This is a genomic window from Hafnia paralvei (genome assembly GCF_020150375.1).
Taxonomy (GTDB): Bacteria; Pseudomonadota; Gammaproteobacteria; order Enterobacterales; family Enterobacteriaceae; genus Hafnia; species Hafnia paralvei.
Window position 1 is genome coordinate 1608672 of the sequence record NZ_CP083737.1, and the last position, 20666, is coordinate 1629337.

Sequence of the window (20666 nt, forward strand, 5' to 3'; positions counted from 1 at the left end):
GTTAGAATCTCAACAGTGGATTAAACAACTCAACATCGACCAGCTCACCTGCTTTAACCGATCCGCGTTCGCGTTCTAACACGATAAACGCGTTTCCAAGGGTGAATGAACTAAATACGTGCGAGCCTTGATGACCAGTGGTGCGCACTTCCAGTTCGCCTTGTGCATTAGCGCTCACGATGCCTCGTTGAAAATCCAGACGTCCTGGTGATTTTTTCAGAGGCGTCATCGCCTTAGCTTTCAAACGTGCAGGAGCCTGCCAGCTTTTATCACCAGAAAGATGGGCGATGAGCGGTTGCACAAGCTGATAGAAAGTCACGACTGCCGAAACCGGATTGCCTGGTAAACCGCAGAACAGCGCACGATTAAGCTGACCAAAAGCAAAAGGTTTACCTGGCTTCATTGCCAGTTTCCAGAAGCTGATTTTGCCAACTTCATCTAAAATCTGTTTGGTGAAATCGGCTTCTCCCACGGATACCCCACCGCTACTAATCAGCAGGTCTGCTTGTAGATCGCCAGCTTTGAAGGCTTCGCGTAATGCCTGCGGGTCGTCGCGGATAATACCTAAATCGATGATGTCGCAGTTCATTTGCTCTAACATCAAGCGAACGGCAAAACGGTTAGTATCGTAGATTTGCCCCTCTTGCAACGGTGTACCGACTGGCTGTAGCTCATCTCCGGTAGAAAATAGTGCCACTTTTAGTCTACGTACAACCTGCAGACGAGCTATTCCTAAAGATGCTAATAAGGGTAATTCAGCCGTTCCCAAACGCACACCTGCCGCCAGAACTTCGGCACCTTGCTGGATATCCTCACCTGCTAAGCGAATATTTTGCCCCTGCTGTGGCATGGCCGTGAAGCGTACACCTTGTTCAGACACTTCAGCCTGTTCTTGCATAATAACCGCATCCGCTCCCGCGGGTACTGGCGCTCCCGTCATAATGCGGATAGCGGTTCCTGCGGGCCATTCGCCACTAAAGGGTGAACCCGCAAATGCCTTTCCCGCGATCGTAAGAACAGCATCGGGAGTGACGTCTTGTAAACGCACGGCATATCCATCCATTGCTGAGTTGGCAAATGGCGGCACATTGATTGGGGAAATGACTGGCTGAGCAGTTATGCGACCTGCAGCTTCAGTAAGCGCAATATCTTCACGATCGGTAATTGCAGAGGTTTGGGTAAGTAATTTGTCTAGCGCTTGTTCAATAGAGATTAAATCAGATGTGTTGTAGCAATCCATCGGTTAGCTCCGTGGCAGGTTTCCCGACAGCCATTCTCAGCTCTAGGGCGGTCAATAATAGGCGTATTATGGCAGAAATCAGTGGAAGGGAGAACGCTTGCTTGCCAGAGACAGGAGGGCAAAAAACGGCTCAATATAAATGTAGGTATGCATAGTCATATCTAGCTCGTTATCCTAATCCAAAATAATCACAGGGATTAATAACGCATCTCATCATATTAACGCGGATGAGTGGCGTGAGGTTTTATCAGTGTATCAAATTGATTTTATTAGAACTTGTAGTGATCTGACCTGCGTAAAGGCGAATTCATCAAGATGCAGGGGGCAAAGTTGATTTCTGTGGGTAAATTGCCGAAGGGGGATTAAAAATGGCCGCAGGTGCGACCATCTCTGCTCGTACACTTTTCTATTGCGCTAAACCAAGGTGCTGTGCGTGGAAACGCAGGTGATCTTCGATAAAAGTCGCAATGGTGTAATAACTATGATCGTAGCCGGGCTGAATGCGTAGCGTTAGCGGCCAATCGTGCTGACGTGCCAGTTCGGCGAGTTTAGCCGGTTGTAGCTGATCGGCGAGAAATTGATCGTCATCGCCTTGATCAATCAGGATCGGGAATGACGGTTTACACTGGGTGATCAAATAGCAACTGTCATAACTTTGCCAAAGCGACGGGTCTTCACCCAAATAAGCAGCAAAAGCTTTGCGCCCCCAAGGCACCTGTGTTGGGTTCACAATAGGTGCAAAAGCAGAGACCGACAGATAGCGCTGTGGATGACGTAATGCCAGTGTTAGCGCCCCATGGCCCCCCATCGAGTGACCGCTAATTGACTGCTTATCGCCCACGTTGAAGTGATTACGAATTAGCTCAGGCAATTCCTGTGTTATGTAATCATCCATACGATAGTGGCTATTCCACGGCGACTGGGTAGCATTCAGATAAAAGCCAGCTCCCTGTCCGAGATCGTAGCTCACATCGTTAGGCACCTCGTTGCCGCGCGGGCTGGTGTCAGGGATCACTAAGGCTAGGCCTAGCTCAGAGGCAATCCGCTGAGCGCCCGCTTTGGTAGAGAAGTTTTCGTCATTACAAGTGAGGCCTGACAGCCAGTACAGCACCGGTGGTGGAGCATCGTCAGCGGTAGGCGGTAAATAAATACTAAATGTCATCAAGCAGTTCAGTGCGTCAGAAGCATGTCGATAACGCTGCTGCCAGCCATTAAACAGGCGATGTTCTTCCAGTAGTTCAAGCGAATCCACGGCGTTCTCCTTATCCTTGATACTTGGAGCTGCCTTAGTACAAGCGCAACCCCAATTATTATGGCTAAAACGGCTCTTAGCTATTCACTGCTTCTAGCGGTCAAAATGAATGACGGTACGAATGGATTTACCTTCATGCATCAGATCGAAAGCATCATTGATCTCATCCAAGCTCATGGTGTGCGTAATGAAGTCATTGAGGGCGAATTCACCATCCATATAACGCTGTACGATGCCCGGTAGCTGAGTACGTCCTTTTACACCACCGAAAGCAGAGCCTCGCCATACGCGGCCCGTCACCAGTTGGAATGGACGGGTAGAGATTTCTTCTCCCGCGCCTGCCACACCGATAATCACCGATTCTCCCCAGCCTTTATGACAGCACTCGAGTGCAGAACGCATGACGTCAACGTTGCCGATACACTCAAAGGAGAAATCGACGCCGCCGTCGGTTAATTCAACAATAACCTGCTGGATTGGCTTGTCGTAGTCTTTGGGGTTGATAACGTCAGTCGCCCCTAACTTCTTCGCCAGTTCGAATTTATCGGTGTTGATATCAACACCGATGATGCGTCCCGCACCGGCCATTTTGGCACCGATAATGGCCGATAGACCAATGCCGCCTAAACCGAAGACGGCTACGCTATCACCGGTTTTCACTTTAGCGGTGTTGACTACGGCACCCATTCCAGTGGTGACGCCACAGCCTAGCAGGCAGACTTCTTCCAGTGGGGCTTCTTTGCTGATTTTTGCCAAAGAGATTTCAGGTAAAACCGTGTATTCCGAGAAGGTAGAGGTGCCCATATAGTGGAAAATAGGTTTACCGTTTTTGGAGAAGCGAGTCGTGCCATCCGGCATCAAACCTTTACCCTGTGTTTCACGAATGGCTTGGCACAGATTGGTTTTACCAGATAGACAGAATTTACATTTACCGCACTCCGGCGTGTACAGCGGAATGACATGATCCCCCACTGCCACGCTGGTGACGCCTTCACCGATGGCTTCGACAATGCCTGCTCCTTCATGGCCCAGTATGGCCGGAAATACGCCTTCAGGATCTTTTCCTGACAGGGTATAGGCATCGGTATGGCACACGCCGCTCGCGACAATGCGCACCAGCACTTCGCCTTTTTGAGGTGGCATCAAATCAACTTCTTCGATAGTCAGTGGCTGATTTGGCCCCCAAGCGACGGCAGCGCGAGTTTTAATCATTTGCATGGTGTGCTCCTGGTTCTTCTTGATGTAAGACGATAGTGGGTTCTGACACGGTTACTTCGGCGTGTTCAGATTCATTTTTTTCTTCAACGCTTTCTTGAATGCGCTCTTGCTCAATGATTTGCATCTTAAGCTCGCGAACGTTAGGGCTGAACGCGTCACGGCGCCAAATTAGCCGCGTAGCCGTTTGTGCAATGCTATCTGGCAATGTATGAACGGCGACACGTTCGTGGCCGGGCAGCAGTGAGAGCACCGAGCGTGGGATCATCGCGATACCGGCACCGCTGGCGGCGCAGGCTAACATTGCATGATATGACTGAATTTCCATGATGGCTCCGGGAACGGCACCATCCTGCTGAAACCAAGACTCAAAGCGGAGTCGGTATGAGCAGCTAGGGCGAAAGGCGAACAGCGTCTCATCTGCAACGTCCTTCGCACGGGTAATCGGCGGATGCTCCAAGCTCGAAATCACCACCATTTCTTCGCGAAAAGCAATGCACCCGTTGAGTTCATCATGATTGATCGGTCCATCAGCCAATCCTGCAGATAAGGTACCCGCACGTACTTTTTCGATAATTTCGCCTGACGTACCTGTAACCAGTGAAAGGGCAACCTGAGGAAAGTTTTGATGATAGGCCGCAAGTAATGCGGGGAGCCGTGTGGCGGCGGTGCTCTCCATAGAGCCCAGCGCAAAGTTACCTGCGGGTTCACCGGCATGGGTAATGCTCATGGCTTCGTCGCTCAGTGCCAAAATGCGTTTGGCATAGTTGAGAAAGTTGTGTCCCATCGGTGAAAGGCGTAAACGCTGTTTTTCACGGATGAACAAATCCGTGCCTAGCTCTTGCTCTAGCTGGCGTAGGCGGGTGGTGAGATTAGAGGGAACGCGATGAAGTAACTCTGCTGCGCGAGCAACCGAGCCAGTTTCAGCTACGCTACAAAACATGCGAAGTTGAGTAAGATCCATTGTCGTTCTCATATCGTGAATAACTTGGTTATCATTATTCACTTTTTGTGAGTCATTTGGCAAGGCAATATCACAACAATAATTTATTTAACAAATCTCTGGCTTGGATAAGTGAGAGAGGGAGATCCTGCAATGGCAGTGCGTATCGCGTTAAGTGGCTTTTTAGCCTTGGTTGTTGCAATGGGGATAGGGCGCTTTGCCTTTACGCCTCAGGTCCCATTGATGATTGCCGAGCATCAGTTTTCTTTGACCGGCGCCGGATTGGTTGCTGCACTTAATTATCTGGGATACTTAGCGGGTGCCTTTGATGCTATGCGCGCTAGCCGCAGCGTAGAGCGACGTTTACAGCTTGGGCTATGGGGAGCTGTTGTGTTAACGCTCTTGTCGGCCTGTGTGAGTGGTTTTTGGTGGCACAGTTTAATCCGCTTTGCGATTGGTTGGGCCAGCGGTTGGGCGATGGTGCTAGTTGCCGCATGGACCAATGAACGCTTGGCGCATTTTGGTAAACCTAATTTAGCCGCTGCGGTGTTTGCTGGGCCGGGGGCGGGAATTTTTATCAGTGGAATATTATCCGTCGCCATCAGCGCACTTCACCTCGATGCGGCGCAGGCATGGCTAGTCTATGGTGTTTTGGCTCTGGTGCTGATCGCTGCGGTGGCGCGTTTTCTGCCTAAAGCGGGAGAGCTACATCGCCCCGATGTGCCCGCTGAGCCACTGGTGTTAACGCCCGCACTGAAACGCTTGGTCTGGAGCTATAGTTTGGCCGGGTTTGGTTATATTTTGCCTGCCACTTTTTTATCGCAGATGGCACATGCGCGTTTTCCTGCGAGCCTGTTTGCCCAGTTTGTCTGGCCGGTATTTGGTTTTTCGGCGGTCGTAGGGATTGGCTTGGGTATCCTGACGCGTCGCTGGCTATTGACCCAGCAGCGTTTGGCGATCGTGCTGTGGATCCAGGCGCTCGGTATCGTATTCAGCGAGACCGTTCCCGGCGTGAGTGGCTTGGTTCTCGGGGCGCTGCTCACCGGCGGTGGTTTTCTGTGTGTGGTACAACTTTCACTGCAATATGGGCGTGAACTGGCGCCGGCGCATATTCGCTACATGGCGGGATTACTCACGACAGGCTATGCGGTGGGGCAGCTCGTTGGTCCAATGCTGTCCGCATTATCAACATCGCTCACGCATCGCTTAGAGCCAGCATTATATATTGCTGCAATAGGTTTAATCGTTGCTGGAGGTTTGGTTTTCCGCGTGCAACCCGCGCTCAGTGCGAAAACAGAGCGGGTCGAGTCTTAACTAAATGACAGTTTTTCATGTAGTCCTGAAAGAGTATCACTGGATAAAGCTTTCACTCTCCACTAAAGTGTTGGCAAAATTCTGAACTTGATCTACATCACGTAGTGCTCAGAATTAAGATCACCTGCAGGAGAAAATTGATGTCATTGCTAAGCAAAGAAGCAGCTCAGGTTCATGCGGCGTTAGAAGCTCGTGGTCTGGAGACCCCGCTACGGGGCGAAGTGTTAGATCGTGAAACGCGCAAGCAGCGTATCAAAGAGCACATGACGGAAATCATGCAGTTGCTCAATCTGGATTTAACGGACGACAGTTTGGCAGAGACGCCACATCGTATTGCAAAAATGTACGTAGATGAGATTTTCTCCGGCCTCGATTATGCGAATTTCCCGAAGATTACCGTTATCGAAAATAAGATGAAAGTGGATGAAATGGTCACGGTGCGTGATATCACACTGACCAGTACCTGCGAACACCACTTTGTGACTATTGATGGTAAGGCTACCGTGGCGTATATCCCGAAAGATTGCGTTATTGGTCTGTCCAAAATCAATCGTATCGTCCAGTTTTTCGCTCAACGCCCACAGGTACAAGAGCGTTTAACTCAGCAGATTCTGGTTGCCTTGCAAACGCTGTTGGGTACCAATAATGTTGCGGTATCAATTGATGCAACGCATTATTGTGTGAAAGCTCGTGGAGTCAGAGATGCGACTAGCGCGACAACCACGACATCGCTAGGTGGACTGTTTAAGTCCAGCCAGAACACGCGTCAGGAATTTTTGCGTGCGGTACGTCATCACGGGTAAATGAATCCGTGACCCGAAGTGATACAGCGCCGGCCATGTGCCGGCGTTTTTGTCTGAGATGAACACTCTTTATAGGGATCGCCGCTATGTTGCAGCGTTTGCAAGCCTCTGAGCCCGATGCGGTGGTGAAACCTACGCAGCTTAAATCGCGTATTGGCACGCTAGATTTTGCGCGTGGGTTGGCGATTCTTTTTATTCTTTTGATGAATATCACCGGCTTTGGTTTACCGAAGGCCGCTTATCTCAACCCAGCCTATAACGGATTACCTGACGGTGCAGACACCTTAACGTGGGGCATATTGCACATTTTTGTGCAGGGCAAATTTTTAGCTATGTTTGCGTTTCTGTTCGGCGCGGGGCTACAGCTGCTGATGCCGAAAGGAAAACAATGGCTGCGAGCTCGTTTATCTTGGCTGGTTTTGTTTGGCTTAGTTCATGCCATTTTCTTTTGGGATGGCGATATTTTGCTTGCTTACGGGCTCATTGGTTTAATCAGTTGGCGCATGATCCGTGATGCGGGTTCCACATTGCAGTTGTTGCGTACGGGTTTGGTGTTGTATGCCATAGGGCTAGGATTATTGCTGTTGCTTGGGCTAGTTGCCGGACCTGAGCCGAGCTCATTTTGGCTGCCCGGCTACGCGGCGATTCAATATGAAGAGATTTGGAAAGTTCACGGCGGATGGGAAGCTTGGCGTAATCGCAGTGACTTGCTTAGCGCAAACCTAATGGCGTTAGCGGTGCAATATGGTTGGCAGCTTGCCGGTCTGATGTTAACGGGCGCAGCATTGATGCGCAGTGGTTGGTTGAGCGGTAATTTCAGTCAGCGGCATTATCGCCGCATGGCATTGTGGTCACTGCTGGTGGGGTTATGTATTCAAATCCCCACAACGCTGGCGCAGTGGCTTAATGATTGGGAATATCATGTTAGTGGCTATTTGCTTCAGGTCCCCAGTGAACTTGCGGCGCCACTGATGATGATAGGCTATGTATCGCTGATTTATGGATTTTGGCCGCAACTCTCTCGTTTGAAAATGGCCTATGCTCTGCGTCAGGTCGGACGTATGGCACTGAGTAACTATCTGCTACAAACCTTGTTGTGTACCACATTGTTTTATCACCTTGGGATGTTCAATCAGTGGTCGAGAAGTACATTGCTCTGGGTGGTGCCTGCAGTATGGCTAATTAATATTCTGTTCTCGCTATTCTGGCTAAGTCATTTCAAACAAGGGCCGGTTGAATGGCTGTGGCGCAAGCTTACCGTGCTGGGCTCACGCTCTGTTCAGCAAAATAACCTTTAGAGATACCTCAAAAAGCGTGGCACACAGGAAAGGTTAATGAAATGTATGAAAACGTTTTCTTTCCTGTGACATATTTCACGCAGCGATGATGAAAAACTGAGTAGCATAGCGCTGTCACACTATGTGCGTGCTTTCGACTCAGGGATCTCTATGAACGCTATTCTTCGTCCTGCACCATTCTGTTTTGCTTTTCTCTTTTCTCTTTTCCGCAACGAGCGTCAGGCATGATTACTATTCGTGACGTTGCGCGGCTGGCCGGAGTATCGGTCGCGACGGTTTCGCGTGTCTTGAATAATACGGCCATCACGACGGCTGAAACCAAAGCGGTTGTGCAGAGTGCGGTGGCCGAGTTGGGCTATCGGCCGAATGCCAATGCTCAGGCGTTAGCAACCCAGAGCAGCGATATGCTCGGTGTTGTGGTGATGGATGTCTCTGATCCGTTTTTTGGCGCGTTAGTCAAAGGTGTGGATGAGGTCGCGCAGCGCGAGCGTAAAAACTTGCTGATTGCTAACAGCTATCACGATGCTGACAAAGAGCGTAAGGCCATAGAAATGCTGATCCGCCAACGGTGCAATGCATTGATTGTCCACGCGAAAATGTTGTCTGATGAAGAGCTCGTGGCCTTTATGCATCAGGTGCCGGGTATGGTGCTGATTAATCGGATTGTGCCAGGCTATGAGCACCGCTGTGTAGGGCTCAACAATCAGGCCGGTGGACAAATGGCGACTCAACTGTTGCTGGATAAAGGCCATCGTCGCATCGGTTTTTTAGGTTCTAATCATGATATTGAAGATCAAAGAATGCGGAAGAAGGGCTATGAAATAGCTCTACATTCCGCGGGAATTGAGGGTAGCAAAGCGTGGTATGCCTATGCTTCGCCCGATTTACAGGGCGGAGAAGCGGCGATGGTTGAGTTGTTGGGGCGCAACCAGCAGCTCAGCGCGGTTTTTGCCTATAACGACGCTATGGCCGCTGGCGCATTGGCGGTGCTGAAAGAAAACGGCATCTCCATCCCCGAGCAGTTCTCTATCATCGGATTTGATGATATTCCTATCGCGCGTTACACCAGCCCCAAATTGACTACGATACGCTATCCTATTGTTTCTATGGCAACTTTGGCAACTGAGCTGGCGCTGAAATCCGTGCACCAAACGCCACTTTCCCCTGAAGGGCACTGTTTTATGCCGACGCTGGTACAACGTTGGAGCGTGGGTTCTCGATAATTGTGGCATAGCTCACTTTGTCAGCAGATTGCACCATGTAACCGTTTTCAATCTGTGAGTTCATTCACAGATAATTAACATAATCGTGTCTATTCTTGTGGCGTTTTCACTGTCACAGAGACCTGCCATACGTGTAAACCGCCCTAATGCTCTAGGTTTTTCGGGCGTCAAACCTAGTGCGTGAGGATTATTCTAAATGTAAAAAATATGTTTTGTTTTTAGGTTCGCGTGGGGATCTGTTTTATTGCCGCAGCGACAGTGGAACCGAAAAAGAAATGATAAAGAAGCGATAACCCAAAGGGCGTCTGAAAAATCGGACATCCGTGCTGAATTACCCTACATCCAATCGGAGCTTCACATGAATAAGAAGACGTTTACCTTAGCAACTTTGGCGGCCAGCATGATGTTTGGCGTCGCGGCACAGGCAGCAACCACCAATCTTGGTGTGACGATCTATAAGTATGACGACAACTTTATGTCCGTGGTACGTAAGGCGCTGGAAAACGATGCTAAGGCCGATCCTAGCGTTAAATTGCTGATGAATGACTCACAAAATGATCAGTCAAAACAAAACGATCAGGTTGACGTCTTGATGGCTCGCGGCGTGAAGGGGCTTGCGATTAACCTTGTTGACCCAGCCGCTGCACCAACGATTATTGATAAAGCTCGAGCCAACGATGTTCCGGTCGTTTTCTTCAACAAAGAACCTTCTCGCAAGGCATTGGATAGCTACGATAAAGCTTACTACGTTGGGACTGACTCCAAAGAGTCCGGCATCATTCAGGGTGAGCTGATTGCTAAACATTGGAAGGCCAATCCAAACTGGGATTTGAATAAAGACGGTGAAATCCAATTCGTATTGCTCAAAGGTGAACCGGGTCATCCAGATGCCGAAGCACGTACCACTTACGTGGTGAAAAGCCTTAACGACAAAGGTATTAAAACTCAACAGCTGCAGCTAGATACGGCGATGTGGGATACGGCACAAGCCAAAGATAAAATGGACGCATGGTTATCGGGTCCAAACGCAAACAAAATTGAAGTGGTTATCGCCAATAACGATGCGATGGCAATGGGCGCGGTTGAAGCTCTGAAAGCGCATAACAAAACCAATATTCCGGTATTTGGCGTGGATGCGTTGCCAGAAGCGCTGGCGCTGGTTAAGTCAGGTGCCATGGCGGGGACCGTATTGAACGATGCGAATAACCAGGCTAAAGCGACCTTTGATTTGACCAAAAATCTGGCTGAAGGAAAACCGGCAGGCGAAGGCACTCACTGGAAAATCGACAATAAAATTGTTCGCGTTCCGTATGTCGGTGTCGATCAGGATAATCTGGCCCAGTTTATTAAGAAATAATCGTCGACCAAGCATTTATAACAATAACCTACTAGTCCGATATTAACGGATGGTTCGTACAACGGCAGGGTTTATTTCGACCCTGCCGTTGTTTAACTGCCTAATTGAGTTGGGCTGAGAATTCGTGTTTATTCAGGTGGGCGTTATGCCAGAGAACTCTTTTACAGATAGCTCGTTGACGAAAGCCCCTGTTTCCGAACAAATAACATCGGCGCCAGATCATCACGATGCAACTTATTTGCTGGAAATGGATAATATCAATAAGTCATTCCCCGGCGTAAAAGCGCTGGATAATGTCAATCTTCGTGTGCGACCACACTCTATTCACGCCTTGATGGGTGAGAATGGGGCAGGGAAATCCACGCTGTTAAAATGTTTGTTTGGTATTTACCAGAAGGATTCCGGAAGTATTATTTTTCAGGGAAAAGAGATTAATTTTAAGAGTGCTAAAGAAGCATTGGAACACGGTGTTTCTATGGTGCATCAAGAACTTAATTTAGTGCTTCAGCGTAGCGTCATGGATAACATGTGGCTCGGACGTTATCCCATGAAAGGTATCTTTGTCGATCAGGACAAAATGTATCACGATACTAAAGCGATATTCGACGAACTGGAAATTGATATCGATCCGCGTGAGAAAGTCGCTGGCTTGTCTGTATCTCAAATGCAGATGATCGAGATTGCCAAGGCATTTTCTTACAACGCTAAAATAGTCATTATGGATGAGCCTACGTCCTCTTTGACTGAAAAAGAAGTCAATCATCTGTTCACGATTATTCGTAAGCTAAAAGATCGTGGCTGCGGAATTGTGTATATCTCCCATAAAATGGAAGAAATATTTAAGCTGTGCGATGAGATTACCATTCTGCGCGATGGACAATGGATTGCTACCCAAACATTGGATGGCATGAATATGGACCAAATTATCTCAATGATGGTTGGCCGCTCGCTGACCCAGCGTTTCCCCGATCGTGTTAATACGCCGGGGCCGGTAATCCTTGAGGTGAGAGAGTTAACGTCGCTACGTCAGCCTTCTATCCGCGATGTTTCCTTTGATTTACATGAAGGTGAAATATTAGGCATTGCTGGGCTGGTGGGCGCAAAACGCACCGATATTGTTGAGACACTGTTTGGTATTCGAGAAAAGGTCAAAGGTACGATCCGCCTGCGTGGTAAAGCGATTAATAACCATAGCGCGAACGAAGCTATCAACCATGGTTTTGCATTGGTCACCGAAGAACGTCGTTCAACGGGCATTTATGCCTATTTGGATATAGGCTTTAACTCGCTGATTTCTAATATTCGGAAATACAAAAATAAGGTTGGCCTGCTGGATAATCGCCGTATGAAAAGTGATACCCAATGGGTTATCGATTCTATGCGGGTGAAAACACCGGGTCATCACACTTCAATAGGGTCACTGTCTGGGGGAAATCAGCAAAAAGTAATTATTGGCCGCTGGTTGCTTACTCAGCCTGAGATCCTGATGCTGGATGAACCAACGCGTGGCATCGACGTTGGGGCAAAATTTGAAATTTACCAACTGATGACCGAGCTGGCGAAAAAAGGTAAGGGCATCATTATTATTTCATCTGAAATGCCTGAATTATTAGGAATAACCGATCGCATATTAGTGATGAGCAATGGTCAGGTTGCCGGTATCGTTGATACAAAAAGAACCTCTCAGAATGAAATTCTGCGTCTGGCCTCTTTGCATCTGTAATGCAGCTTCTGTCGTATTTTAAGGGTTCCGAATATGAGCGTATTGAATAAAAAAAGCCTGTTTACTTATTTCAAAGAAGGCGGGATTTACGTTGTTTTGTTGGTGCTATTGGCCATTATTATTTTTCAGGATCCAACGTTTTTAAGCCTCATGAACCTGAGTAACATTCTTACTCAGTCTTCCGTGCGCATCATTATCGCACTAGGCGTTGCAGGGCTGATTGTGACCCAAGGGACAGACTTGTCCGCTGGTCGTCAGGTCGGATTGACGGCAGTTATCGCTGCGACGCTGTTACAGTCGATGGATAACGTTAATAAGGTATTTCCAAATATTGATACTGTGCCGATTCCGGTCGTGATTCTGATCGTGTGCGCCGTCGGTGCGGTGATTGGTTTGGTTAACGGTTTAATCATTGCTTATCTCAACGTGACGCCATTTATTACGACGTTGGGCACCATGATTATTGTATACGGCATAAACTCGCTGTATTACGACTACGTGGGAGCTTCTCCGGTAGCAGGATTTGCGCCTAACTTCTCTAATTTTGCGCAGGGGTTTCTACGCTTCGGTGATTTCAAACTTTCGTATATTACGTTCTATGCACTGATTGCCGTCGTATTTGTCTGGATCTTGTGGAATAAAACCCGCTTCGGTAAAAACATTTTTGCTATCGGGGGGAATCCAGAAGCCGCAAAAGTATCTGGCGTGAATGTGCCGCTAAATCTGATTATGGTTTATGCCTTGTCAGGTGTCTTTTACGCGTTTGGTGGGATGCTTGAAGCAGGGCGTATCGGGAGTGCTACAAATAACCTAGGCTTTATGTATGAGCTTGATGCTATCGCTGCCTGCGTGGTGGGCGGCGTATCGTTTAGCGGCGGTGTTGGTACGGTTATCGGCGTTGTGACGGGGGTTATCATCTTTACCGTTATCAACTACGGCTTAACCTATATCGGTGTGAATCCGTACTGGCAATACATTATCAAAGGCGCAATTATTATTTTCGCCGTAGCGCTTGATTCCCTCAAGTACGCGAAGAAGAAATAGTCTATCTGTAGTAAAAAGCCGGGCGAAAGTTTAATGCCGGTCACTTAAGCATGGTTTTAGGGCTAGTACACCGATGGGGTCGTAGCAGCTTTAGCTGCCGACAACGTTGCCGAGAGCAAAGTTGAACAACGCTTCAGCGTTGCCTCCTAGGGGGAACACATGGATGTGTTCTATAACCGCCCCGCGGTGTGCTAGCCTCGTGTATCTCTTATTACGATCAACGTTCGGCAGTGAGTTTCAGTCTCGTAGCCAAGTGAAGGGCAGTTAATCTTTGTCACTTTTCTCTCAAAACTTACTCCACCGGTTTATCGGCGTTTTTTTCTTTTTGCAGCACCTGTTCAAGCTCCTGTAGCTGTTCTGGCGATACCGCCGGATAGCTTTGGGCGTCGGCCGGAACTTTATGCACCGCAGGGATTGGGATCATGGGGCCAAGAAAGCGTGGTTCACGTTTCAGAATATACAAATCGGTTAAAGCACCGAGTCTGGCACCAATTTCCCTGATCCTTATCATCATCATGTTTTTGGGCGAGGGGACGGCCAGACACTGTGCCTGAATGCCCATATGAAGCGCGATAAACAGGGCGCGTTCGCAGTGGAAGCGCTGTGTAATAATGGTGAAATCGTTGGTATCGAAAACTTTTCGCGTGCGGACAATCGAGTCCAGCGTTCTGAATCCGGCATAATCTAACACGATATCCCCGCTGGGAACGCCAGCTGTGATCAGGTCACGGCGCATGGTAACGGGTTCGTTGTAGCTTTCCAGCGCGTTATCGCCGCTCAGCAATAAGTAGTTCACTTTATTACTGTTGTAGGCGTTTAGCGCCCCTTGAATGCGGTAGCGATAGTACTGGTTGATAGTGCCGGTACTGACATACTTTGCAGTGCCCAAGACCACACCCACTTGACGATGCGGTAAATCTTGAACTTCTTCATAAATATAGGGTGCAGTTTTCCAACTAATCCAACGATCCAGACCAATAGCAGTCACCGCCAATAGTATCGCGACGGTTAAAATACCGTATATCAGTCGTCTCCACATGATGATGCCTGCTGCGTCCGTTGTCGTTGTTAAATACGAGGCTACTTTACCCGCCAAGACGACGCAAGCAATCTGAAGAGGATTTTCCTAGCTTGATGATTTTTTGAACGGAATGGTACAAACGCAGCAATTATGCTGCGCTTGTACCCACTTCGTTGGCGATCTTTTACGCGAAAGGTTAGAACGATGTGCGTTTATAGATGCGGTATTGCGGTTGCCAGAAATTGCTTTCAATGGCTTGCAGCAAGGCTTCATCTGATGTCAGAACCGCAACGCCTTGAAGCTGTGCTTCTTTAGCAACTTGGAAAGCAATGGAGCGGGAAACTTGCTGGATATCTTTGATATCCGGCAGCAGCGCGCCTTTGCCTTCCAGAGCTAGAGGAGAGCAATCAGCCAAGGCTCGGCTTGCTGCCATCAACATGCCATCGGTGACACGTTTTGCTCCCGAGGCAAGAACACCTAGACCTATACCTGGGAAGATATAAGAGTTATTGCACTGAGCAATAGGGAAGAGTTGCTCTTTATAGCTCACAGGGCCAAATGGGCTGCCGGTCGCAACCAGTGCAGCACCGTCGGTCCAGTTGATAATATCTTCTGGGCGCGCTTCTACGCGTGAAGTTGGGTTCGACAGCGGCATCACAATTGGGCGTGCGCAGTGGCTGTGCATTTCACGGATAATCTCTTCGGTGAAAAGACCTGGCTGACCTGATACACCAATCAAAACCGTTGGTTTCGCGTTGCGCACCACTTCCAGCAGTGATATCGCGTCGCTTTCAACATTCCACCCAGCCAGTGAGGCGCTTTTTTGCACCAGCTTGCTTTGGAATTCCAGCAGGTTTGGCAGTTTATCTGTCAACAGGCCAAAACGATCTACCATGAATACGCGTGAACGTGCTTCATCATCGCTAAGTCCTTCAGATTTCATCTGAGCGATGATTTGCTCTGCGATCCCACAGCCTGCAGAGCCTGCGCCGAGGAAGGTGATGGTTTGATCGCGCAGCTGACTACCGGCGGCGCGGCTAGCAGCAATTAAGCTCCCTAGCGTTACGGCGGCGGTGCCTTGGATATCATCATTAAAACAGCATAGTTCATCGCGATAGCGATTCAGCAACGGCGTAGCGTTTTTCTGAGCGAAATCTTCAAACTGCAACAACACGTTTGGCCAACGACGCTTCACGGCCTGAATGAACTCATCGACGAAAGCGTAATACTCATCACCTGAAATACGCGGGTGACGCCATCCCATATACAGGGGGTCATTTAGACGCTGTGGATTGTTAGTTCCGACATCTAGCACGACAGGTAGCGTGTAGGCAGGGCTAATCCCGCCGCAGGCGGTATAAAGAGACAGCTTACCGATAGGAATCCCCATGCCGCCGATGCCTTGGTCACCCAAGCCGAGAATACGCTCGCCGTCAGTCACAACGATCACTTTAACGTTCTGTTTAGTGGCGTTTTGCAGCATGTCATCAATGCGATCGCGATTTGGATAAGAGATGAACAGGCCGCGCGCACGGCGGTAGATGTCAGAGAAATGCTCACAGGCTTCACCCACCGTTGGGGTGTAGATGATCGGCATCATTTCACTCAGATGCGCGTCAAGCATGCGATAAAACAGGGTTTCGTTGGTATCTTGGATATTGCGCAGATAGATGTGCTTATCGTTATCGGTTTTAAAATCGAGGTACTGACGGTAGGCGCGTTCGGTTTGTTCTTCGATAGTTTCTACAGCTTCAGGTAACAGGCCATGCAGGTTGAAGTTACTCCGTTCTTCTTCACTAAACGCACTGCCTTTGTTCAGCAAGGGAAACTCTAGCAGGATAGGGCCAGCGTAGGGGATGTATAACGGGCGTTTACTTTCGTATTCCAATTCCATGAGTAGCACTCTTATATGTCTATTGGTCGGGCGGTATATTTATCTGAGAGAATAATACGTCATGCCGTCGATCCTAAGAGATACTATAAAGTTGTTCAATGGTTGTTATGAAAAGATGACATAAAGCTGGAGAAGTGAGAACTACGTAACAATTTTTTACAGGATTTCGCGGGAAATAAAGACGCAGAGCCGAATGGCTCTGCGAGCAAGCGGTTTAAATTTGGGTGTGTTCGACCCGAGTACAACCTAACGCGTTTAGCGTTGCTTGGGTGGCATCCCACTGTGAGAACATCGTGCTTTTAGTTTCAACCAATACAGCACGACGGATCTGCAACACATCTTTGCCGGACACGTTCATCAAGATCAGTGCCGCCTGAAGCGGAGGCAAGCTTGGGTTGAACGCGGCATTTTCAGCATAGCGACCGCAGTAAACGTTGCCATCTGCTGCTTCCAGCGCCACGCCGCTATAGGCTTGGCTGTATGGCGCATGGCTGCGGTTTGCCGCATCCAGCGCAGCTTGGGCCAGTACATCATCGCTGGCCAGTGACAGATTGTGATCTTCTTCATCCATCAACAGCGTTTTGATATCCAGATCGCGTGGCCCAAAGGCATCTGGCAGGTAATGCCCTAGCGTCGCTGGCTGGCGACCCGGTAAATGAATCGCTAGCTGAGTGCCGGTATTTAGCTCGTTCATAAACTGGCGGCAGTGGCCGCAAGGCGTGTAGTTGACGGTAATGGACGCCAAGGCTTTTTCGCCGCGTAACCATGCGTGGGTGACTGCGCATTGTTCAGCATGAATAGTCTGCTGCATAGGGGCGCCCAAAAACTCCATATTGGCACCGAAATACAGGTTGCCGCTAACGCCGCGGGCAACTGCACCAACGTAGAATTTAGATATTGGCGCTAATGAGCAGGCCGCGGCTAAAGGTAGCAGGGCAAAAGCGAGTTCGCTGTCGTTCATGCCGGTCGCTTGTTTCAGGGTTTCAACCTGAGAAGCCGTAATGACAGCATGAAAATCGGCGTGATTAAGAATGGGTGAGAGCGCCGCCTGCAAAGCGGCTGGCAGTTGGCTGAATGCCGCGTCATAACGTGCGTGCATGGGGGAGCCTCTTAGTTAGTTACGGGAGAGTATTCTAGGCAAGCGATTGGCTTGTTTATGTGATTTTTATCACTATTTTGATGTAACGGATGTAATGATTATAAAAAATGAGAGATGTATCGCAGGGTTTTTGTGACTTTTGCTTCTTTTTCCACACTCTCACCGCAATGTGAAACGATGAGAGAGCGGAAAACTGTATTTTAGCTAAAGAGATGAATCAGGATGGGGAATAAAAAGGGGGCTAACAGCGAAGTGATTATCCCGCAGATAACCAGAGCTAATGAGCTGAATGCGCCTTCCTGAAAATCCATCTCAGCACAGCGTGCGGTTCCCAATGCGTGTGAGGCCGTCCCCATGGCTAACCCACGTGACGCCTTGGTGCTGATTCTCATCAGGTTTAATAGCATATGACCAAACACGGCGCCCACAATACCAACGAAAATAACGCAAACGGCGCTGATGGCTGGAATGCCACCAATTGATTGGGCGACAGCCATCGCAATCGGTGTAGTGACTGATTTAGGCAATATCGAGGCGGCAATTTGTGGTGTTGCCCCCATCCATAGCGCAATGACGGTGCCGGAAACCATCGCAGTAACACTCCCAATAAAACAGATAGTGATAATGGATTTCCAACGCGCGCGAATCTGGTGAATCTGTTCATAAAGCGGGAATGCTAAAGCCACTACGGCAGGTTGCAACAGGCTATTAAGCGTAGAGCTCCCCGCAAAGTAATGTTCATAGGGAATATTCAATGCTAATAGCAATGGAATAATAATCACCATTGAAACTAGCAAAGGATTTAATAACGGCATGTTGAGCTTTTGCGCGATGCGACGGGCACCGAAAAAAACCAACAGCGTTAGCGGCAATGACCACCAAATATAAGCCATTACTTTTCCTCCTCGCAGCCGTCTGTTGTCTCACCAATGATACGTTCACGATGGACCATATGAGAGCTATAGGCGACGACAACCATAATAACCAACGTGCTGATAAGGCATGACACGACGATAGGACCGAACTGCTTGACGACTACGTCATAATACTGCATCACACCGACGCCGATGGGCACGAACAGCAGCGCCATGTAGCGGATTAAAATGTTACAACCGGGCTTAACCCATTTTGCCGGCATAATCTGCGAGGCTAGGAGGGCGAATAAAATCAGCATGCCAATAATGCTGCCGGGGATGGTGATTGGCAGCAGCGTCGAGATCGCATTACCGGCGAATAAACACAGGTAAATTAATATGAACGCTCTCAAATACTGCCAGCAAACTGAAATTGCTTTTGACATCTGTGAATACCTAAGAAAGAAAACGCATTCATCATACAATTAAATTCAGAAATGTGCTACCGATCACATCATGAAAACAAGTTATCGTAATCATGCCATTTATGAAGGTTTATCTATCGAAGACGTAGCACTGGGATCAACCTTCAATGTGTTGGACAGAGGCACCGGAAAGTCGGTAGCCGTACCAGAAGAAGCCTAATCCCAGCAGCGAAACTGCCACTAGCACATAGAAAAGCGTAGTAGGTGGGGCGAAAGATAACAAAAATCCGCACAGGATTGGGTTCACGGCGCCACCCAAATTCCCCAGATTTTGTACTCCGTAGTAGCTCCCTTTTAAATGCGGAGGGGCAATAAAGTCGATAAACAGATATTCGACGGGGATAACGATCACTTCTCCGAGCGTGAAAATTGCCATTGCAACCATCCACATAGGAATGGAGCGATCGGCCAGTGCGAACCCCACTAAGCCAAAACAGAAAAATAGTGTGCCTGCGGTTAGCCAGCGAAGCAGGTTTTTATTATTCATATTTCGACTGAGCAGGTACTGAAGACAAATCACTACGCTGGCGTTCACCGTCATGACGGAGCCGATCACCTGATAGGCAAACTGTGCGTTGCTGACGGTAATCAGATACTGAGAAAGATAGCCGGTGAATTGACCTGCGACCACGGCTCCCATTGTGCTACCGAGGGTGAAAAAGATTAGACGGCGATCGTGGCTTAGGATCTTAAATGTGGCGCTAAAGTTTAAGCGTTGTTCGGTAAAAACGGTATCGCCGTTATTGGGCGGCAAGCCATAGCCATCAAGACGCAGCCACAGGGTAAGACCCACGAAAAAAGCCAGCATGCCAGAAAGAAAAAAAGGCAGCATGGGGTAATAAGAGGCGGCAAATACGCCGAGCGCAGGGCCTACCGCCCAGCCAACATTGACCAGCGTGTAGTTCATTGAAAAACCACGGATGCGTTCGCTTACCGGAAGCCATTCCGCGAAGCAGGCTTTGATGGCAATGCTAAAAACAGAATAGGCGGCGTGTAGCAAGGCAAGTACGGGTACCATCCACCACACGTTACCCAGCCAAGGCATTATGCAGAATGTCATGGCGAATAGCGCAATGCTAAGGATCATCAGGTGGTGTTTGTTAAATTTATCGACTAAGTATCCACCATAGAAGCTGCTCACAATGCCTATGGCGAGACTGATCCCTAAAATTAATCCAACGCTTTCAGGTTTTAAATGAAAATGCTCGGTCATATAGATAGTGATAAAAGGTAGGGTGATAGCACGACCAATAGTTAATACCAGTGATGATATTAGTAGCAGGGTAATTAATGGCGGAAATCCTTTCAGTCTCATGTATTGATTTCTTATTATGTGTAGTTTTACGAATGATGAAGCCGGTGACGAGCGCTATAATTATGGAGTGTATTAGAAAAATTCTAATCAGCTAGGGTAAACAATAAATTCAGTAAGTTATTTATAATTTGTGGCTTATTTGATGATCAATAACTGTCAAAAACCAGAAAGCATAAAGAAAATACTGCTTCAAAAAGTGATGGTGTAAAAGGTTTCAATGGCAATCCATTACCATTGGTTTTCGATACTAGCTTAAGTTACTTAGATGCGACAAGAAACTGCTGTGACCACTCATTAACTTGATTTTTATAGATGAATTTTATTGTAGGAAAGGGCGCTAAAGCGGTGCTAACAGTGAGGTACACGAGGCAGGGGTATGATTCTGGTTGAGATTTATTGCAGAAATCCAGCATTTCACTTTCATCAATAAGCGGCGTGGGGTCATATCTTGACTCATAATAAAAAGCCTTGGAAATCCATTCGTAATATTCATTGTAATTATAAATTAACTGCATAATATCCTCTCATCAATAATTTGAGTAAAACAAAAAATGCCAACGTGATATTTTGTTTTTAAAATGAGAGT

At 48.3% G+C, this 20666-nt stretch carries 17 protein-coding genes; 7 read left to right on the forward strand and 10 right to left on the reverse strand.

The window, feature by feature from the left end; translation table 11 throughout:
- Nucleotide 1: 1 nt before the first annotated feature.
- The 4 genes from moeA to ptrR all read right to left on the reverse strand — a co-directional run bounded on the left by moeA (nucleotide 2) and on the right by ptrR (nucleotide 4671).
- Complete coding sequence (gene moeA, locus K9N75_RS07600) at nucleotides 2-1240, reverse strand: molybdopterin molybdotransferase MoeA (protein ID WP_039189558.1); 1239 nt, start codon at nucleotides 1238-1240, stop codon at nucleotides 2-4.
- A 406-nt stretch (nucleotides 1241-1646) separates the two neighbouring features.
- The gene (gene fghA, locus K9N75_RS07605; RefSeq protein ID WP_039189561.1) at nucleotides 1647-2492 is read right to left on the reverse strand and encodes an S-formylglutathione hydrolase; all 846 of its coding nucleotides are present in this window, start codon (nucleotides 2490-2492) and stop codon (nucleotides 1647-1649) included.
- 93 nt (nucleotides 2493-2585) lie between these two features.
- Nucleotides 2586-3710, reverse strand: a complete 1125-nt coding sequence (locus K9N75_RS07610) for an S-(hydroxymethyl)glutathione dehydrogenase/class III alcohol dehydrogenase (protein ID WP_008812883.1) — start codon at nucleotides 3708-3710, stop codon at nucleotides 2586-2588.
- Complete coding sequence (ptrR, locus tag K9N75_RS07615; protein WP_008812884.1) at nucleotides 3697-4671, reverse strand: putrescine utilization regulator PtrR; 975 nt, start codon at nucleotides 4669-4671, stop codon at nucleotides 3697-3699. The genes K9N75_RS07610 and ptrR overlap by 14 nt, the downstream gene beginning before the upstream one ends.
- 132 nt (nucleotides 4672-4803) lie before the next feature.
- On the opposite strand from ptrR, the gene K9N75_RS07620 reads away from it, so the two are divergent.
- The 7 genes from K9N75_RS07620 (at nucleotide 4804) to mglC (ending at nucleotide 13412) form a co-directional block, all read left to right on the forward strand.
- The gene (locus tag K9N75_RS07620) at nucleotides 4804-5964 is read left to right on the forward strand and encodes a YbfB/YjiJ family MFS transporter (RefSeq protein WP_061060238.1); all 1161 of its coding nucleotides are present in this window, start codon (nucleotides 4804-4806) and stop codon (nucleotides 5962-5964) included.
- A gap of 140 nt (nucleotides 5965-6104) precedes the next feature.
- A complete protein-coding gene (folE, locus tag K9N75_RS07625) occupies nucleotides 6105-6767 on the forward strand; it encodes a GTP cyclohydrolase I FolE (protein WP_004096103.1) in 663 nt (220 codons plus the stop codon).
- 86 nt (nucleotides 6768-6853) lie between these two features.
- On the forward strand, nucleotides 6854-8065 hold the full coding sequence (gene yeiB / locus K9N75_RS07630) for a DUF418 domain-containing protein YeiB (RefSeq protein ID WP_224452419.1): 1212 nt from the start codon (nucleotides 6854-6856) through the stop codon (nucleotides 8063-8065).
- Between the two features lie 224 nt (nucleotides 8066-8289).
- Complete coding sequence (galS, locus tag K9N75_RS07635) at nucleotides 8290-9288, forward strand: HTH-type transcriptional regulator GalS (RefSeq protein ID WP_008812887.1); 999 nt, start codon at nucleotides 8290-8292, stop codon at nucleotides 9286-9288.
- A gap of 358 nt (nucleotides 9289-9646) precedes the next feature.
- Nucleotides 9647-10645, forward strand: a complete 999-nt coding sequence (gene mglB / locus K9N75_RS07640; protein WP_008812888.1) for a galactose/glucose ABC transporter substrate-binding protein MglB — start codon at nucleotides 9647-9649, stop codon at nucleotides 10643-10645.
- 247 nt (nucleotides 10646-10892) lie between these two features.
- Nucleotides 10893-12368 carry a galactose/methyl galactoside ABC transporter ATP-binding protein MglA gene (gene mglA / locus K9N75_RS07645; protein ID WP_048797566.1) on the forward strand — a complete coding sequence of 492 codons (1476 nt, stop codon included), beginning with the start codon at nucleotides 10893-10895 and terminating at the stop codon, nucleotides 12366-12368.
- 33 nt (nucleotides 12369-12401) lie between these two features.
- Nucleotides 12402-13412 carry a galactose/methyl galactoside ABC transporter permease MglC gene (gene mglC, locus K9N75_RS07650; protein ID WP_224452420.1) on the forward strand — a complete coding sequence of 337 codons (1011 nt, stop codon included), beginning with the start codon at nucleotides 12402-12404 and terminating at the stop codon, nucleotides 13410-13412.
- 292 nt (nucleotides 13413-13704) lie between these two features.
- Here the strand turns inward: mglC and sanA are convergent, their stop codons facing one another.
- The 6 genes from sanA to K9N75_RS07680 all read right to left on the reverse strand — a co-directional run bounded on the left by sanA (nucleotide 13705) and on the right by K9N75_RS07680 (nucleotide 20074).
- Nucleotides 13705-14451 carry an outer membrane permeability protein SanA gene (sanA, locus tag K9N75_RS07655; RefSeq protein ID WP_114445702.1) on the reverse strand — a complete coding sequence of 249 codons (747 nt, stop codon included), beginning with the start codon at nucleotides 14449-14451 and terminating at the stop codon, nucleotides 13705-13707.
- A gap of 178 nt (nucleotides 14452-14629) precedes the next feature.
- The gene (locus K9N75_RS07660) at nucleotides 14630-16327 is read right to left on the reverse strand and encodes an NAD-dependent malic enzyme (RefSeq protein WP_008812891.1); all 1698 of its coding nucleotides are present in this window, start codon (nucleotides 16325-16327) and stop codon (nucleotides 14630-14632) included.
- 214 nt (nucleotides 16328-16541) lie between these two features.
- The gene (gene cdd, locus K9N75_RS07665) at nucleotides 16542-17426 is read right to left on the reverse strand and encodes a cytidine deaminase (protein WP_039189573.1); all 885 of its coding nucleotides are present in this window, start codon (nucleotides 17424-17426) and stop codon (nucleotides 16542-16544) included.
- A gap of 200 nt (nucleotides 17427-17626) precedes the next feature.
- Nucleotides 17627-18319 (reverse strand): CidB/LrgB family autolysis modulator, encoded by a 693-nt coding sequence (locus K9N75_RS07670; RefSeq protein ID WP_039189576.1) that lies wholly within the window; start codon nucleotides 18317-18319, stop codon nucleotides 17627-17629.
- Nucleotides 18319-18726 (reverse strand): CidA/LrgA family protein, encoded by a 408-nt coding sequence (locus tag K9N75_RS07675; RefSeq protein ID WP_008812894.1) that lies wholly within the window; start codon nucleotides 18724-18726, stop codon nucleotides 18319-18321. The genes K9N75_RS07670 and K9N75_RS07675 overlap by 1 nt, the downstream gene beginning before the upstream one ends.
- A 136-nt stretch (nucleotides 18727-18862) precedes the next feature.
- Nucleotides 18863-20074, reverse strand: coding sequence for an MFS transporter (locus K9N75_RS07680; RefSeq protein ID WP_039189644.1), 1212 nt, complete (start codon nucleotides 20072-20074; stop codon nucleotides 18863-18865).
- Between the last annotated feature and the right edge of the window lie 592 nt (nucleotides 20075-20666).

Excerpts from the sequence above, each read along its gene's own strand:
- mglA (WP_048797566.1), top strand. The coding sequence starts at position 10,893 with ATGGATAATATCAATAAGTCATTCCCCGGCGTAAAAGCGCTGGATAAT.
- K9N75_RS07610 (WP_008812883.1), bottom strand. The coding sequence starts at position 3,710 with ATGCAAATGATTAAAACTCGCGCTGCCGTCGCTTGGGGGCCAAATCAG.
- mglB (WP_008812888.1), top strand. The coding sequence starts at position 9,647 with ATGAATAAGAAGACGTTTACCTTAGCAACTTTGGCGGCCAGCATGATG.
- K9N75_RS07660 (WP_008812891.1), bottom strand. The coding sequence starts at position 16,327 with ATGGAATTGGAATACGAAAGTAAACGCCCGTTATACATCCCCTACGCT.
- galS (WP_008812887.1), top strand. The coding sequence starts at position 8,290 with ATGATTACTATTCGTGACGTTGCGCGGCTGGCCGGAGTATCGGTCGCG.
- K9N75_RS07675 (WP_008812894.1), bottom strand. The coding sequence starts at position 18,726 with ATGTCAAAAGCAATTTCAGTTTGCTGGCAGTATTTGAGAGCGTTCATA.
- K9N75_RS07670 (WP_039189576.1), bottom strand. The coding sequence starts at position 18,319 with ATGGCTTATATTTGGTGGTCATTGCCGCTAACGCTGTTGGTTTTTTTC.
- yeiB (WP_224452419.1), top strand. The coding sequence starts at position 6,854 with ATGTTGCAGCGTTTGCAAGCCTCTGAGCCCGATGCGGTGGTGAAACCT.
- cdd (WP_039189573.1), bottom strand. The coding sequence starts at position 17,426 with ATGCACGCACGTTATGACGCGGCATTCAGCCAACTGCCAGCCGCTTTG.
- K9N75_RS07620 (WP_061060238.1), top strand. The coding sequence starts at position 4,804 with ATGGCAGTGCGTATCGCGTTAAGTGGCTTTTTAGCCTTGGTTGTTGCA.
- moeA (WP_039189558.1), bottom strand. The coding sequence starts at position 1,240 with ATGGATTGCTACAACACATCTGATTTAATCTCTATTGAACAAGCGCTA.
- mglC (WP_224452420.1), top strand. The coding sequence starts at position 12,402 with ATGAGCGTATTGAATAAAAAAAGCCTGTTTACTTATTTCAAAGAAGGC.
- sanA (WP_114445702.1), bottom strand. The coding sequence starts at position 14,451 with ATGTGGAGACGACTGATATACGGTATTTTAACCGTCGCGATACTATTG.
- folE (WP_004096103.1), top strand. The coding sequence starts at position 6,105 with ATGTCATTGCTAAGCAAAGAAGCAGCTCAGGTTCATGCGGCGTTAGAA.
- ptrR (WP_008812884.1), bottom strand. The coding sequence starts at position 4,671 with ATGGATCTTACTCAACTTCGCATGTTTTGTAGCGTAGCTGAAACTGGC.